The 2293-nt window shown below is 68.3% G+C and carries 1 protein-coding gene and 1 pseudogene; both read right to left on the bottom strand.

Translation table 11 applies throughout. From position 1 onward, the window contains the following. Positions 1-935: pseudogene (locus K2X24_RS19025) on the bottom strand (lipopolysaccharide biosynthesis protein); the annotation flags it as partial. A 90-nt stretch (positions 936-1025) separates the two neighbouring features. Further along, entirely contained in the window at positions 1026-2048 is a 1023-nt protein-coding gene (locus tag K2X24_RS19020; protein WP_292500053.1) for a magnesium transporter CorA family protein, read from the bottom strand. Between the last annotated feature and the right edge of the window lie 245 nt (positions 2049-2293).

The following is a 2293-nucleotide window of genomic DNA, read 5'->3' as shown; positions in this document are numbered from 1 at the left end:
AGGGCCTGGAGCGCCGGCAGGACGACCCAGAACCCGACCGCGCAAGGCAGCAGCAGGGCCACCACCACGCCGGTGTTCCGGGCGACCTGACGCTCGGCGGCTTCCCGGCCCTCGTGCTCCTCGACCCGGACGGCGAGCTGGAACAGCAGCAGATCGAGGGCGGTGCCGAGGGTGCCGATGCTGCGGGTGGTGACGTCGGCGGCCAGCGCGAAGTAACCGGCCTCGGCGAGGCCGCCATGCGCCGCGATGCTGCCTCGGTTGATGAAGGGCAGGAGCTGGTAGATCGCGTTCGCGGCGATCAAGGGCAGGCCATAGGCCACGAAGAGCCGCCAGGTCTCGCGCAGGCGCACCCGCACGCGGGGCGCGACGGGGTCGCGCAGGGGTCGGTGCAGGAACGCGATCGCCAGGGCTTGGCTGATCCCGGCGGCGGCGAGCACCCAGACCGGCTGTGGGAAGAACCAGGCCGCACCCGCCATCATGGCGAAGGAGAGGACGTTCTTCACGGCGACCAGCCGGAAGTAGAGGCCGCCGTCGAAGCGGGCCCGGGCGAGCGCCGCATGATAATCGAAGATGCCGATGCCGACGGCCGCGAGGGCAGCACCGGCCGCGATCGCGAGATGCCCCTCGGGCCCCGGCTCCACGACGATGCCGAGGGCGGCCGAGAGGAGGGCCGCCCCGAGCAGGCCCAGCGTCAGCACCGCGTAGGCCCGGTCGAGCCCCTGCCGGATCCAGGGCTCGTCGTGGCGGACCCGGGTGGAGTAGAACCGGGTCGCCGAGAGGCGCAGCCATTCGAACAGGACGGTGTTGGCCACGATGGCGCCGGCCGTTGCCAGGGCGAACAGGCCGAAATCGGCCGGTCCCAGCAACTGGGCGATGAGCAGGCCGAGGACGAAGTTCAGTCCGGCATTGAGGACGAAGGCAGCGATCACGGCCATGGCGCGGACGAATCATCCTCGGGCGCCGGCTCGGGGATGCCGCCGCGATGCGCGGGTCTAGCGCGGGTGGGCAAACATTCCGTCAACCGGTCACAACCAGCCCCGAATCCGAAAGAAAACGATCGGAATGATGGCGCTGATCAGGATCAGCGCGAGGCCGTAGGGATACCCGTAGGCCCATTCGAGCTCGGGCATGTGCTTGAAGTTCATGCCGTACATCGAGGCGATCAGGGTCGGGGGGATCCCGACGACGGAGGCCACGGTGAGCACCCGGAACGTGTTGTTCTGCTCGATGCTGATCAGGCCCAGCGTCGCGTCAAGGAGGAACTGCACGTTCTCGGAGAGCCGGATCTCGAACTCGTCGAGGGAGGCGATGTCACGGCGCACCGCTTCGAAACGCGGCACCTGTTCCTCGCCCAGCATCTGCTCGCACTCGTTGGCGACGAAGGGCACGATCCGCTCGAGGCCGAGGAGGCTGGAGCGGATCTTGCCCAGCGCCTTGCCGCGCCGCCCGATGCCACGCAGGATCCGGCGCAGCGCCAGGTCGCGGCGGCGCGGTGTCTGGCTCGGCGGCCGGATCTCGCCCGCCGCGGTGCTGCGCACGTCGAAGTCGAAGATCCGCGTCGACAGCGAGTCCAGGTCGGCGCCCATCTCCTCCAGGGCATCCGCGAGGCTGTCGACCAGTTCCTCCATGAGCAGCAGGAAGATCTCGGTGCTGGTGGTGCCGGGTCCGTCCCCGTCGTCGATCCGCTTGCGCACTTCCGCGAAGGCGCGCAGGTCGTGGAAGCGCACGGTGACGAGGCGATCCTTCGTCAGCACGAACCCTAAGGGTTTGAGCTGCGAATCGAGCTTGTCGAAGGTGATCATCGGCGTGGACAACGAGAAGCCGTGCTTCAGGCGCCGCAGCCGGCTCGAGTTCTCGACCTCGCTCAGGGCCTTTCGCGAGGGGACGCGGATCTCGGTGGCGGCCTCGACCCGTTGCGCCTCCTCGGCGCTCGGATCTTCGAGATCGATCCAGACCGCGTGGGGCGGATAGACGGCCCCGGACGCGTCCGCGCCGGTCGAAGGGGCCTCAGTTTCGACCGCGCCCTGCGGACCGTGGAGCTTGATCATCCGCGAAGGACTTTCCGTCGGGCTGGAAAAAACGAGAACGAACCCGTCGTCGAACCGTCGCGAGACCCTGCGACAGTCTTGACTCGACGGCCCCGGACGCCTAATTCGGCGCCAGCGTTAGCACTCACCAAGAGAGAGTGCTAACGGCTCGGGTTGAGCGCGCTGCCGCGCCGCATCAACGCCATCCACGAATTTGAAGCAAGAGGGCAGCTCATGAAGTTCCGTCCGCTGCACGACCGTGTCGT

Origin of the sequence: Methylobacterium sp. (assembly GCF_019750675.1) — a bacterium.
Lineage (GTDB): Bacteria > Pseudomonadota > Alphaproteobacteria > Rhizobiales > Beijerinckiaceae > Methylobacterium.
The sequence above is the reverse complement of the archived record's forward strand: the minus strand, read 5'-3'. Positions and strand labels throughout refer to the sequence as shown.

Coding starts and splice junctions, on each gene's coding strand:
- K2X24_RS19020 (WP_292500053.1), bottom strand. CDS start 2,048: ATGATCAAGCTCCACGGTCCGCAGGGCGCGGTCGAAACTGAGGCCCCT.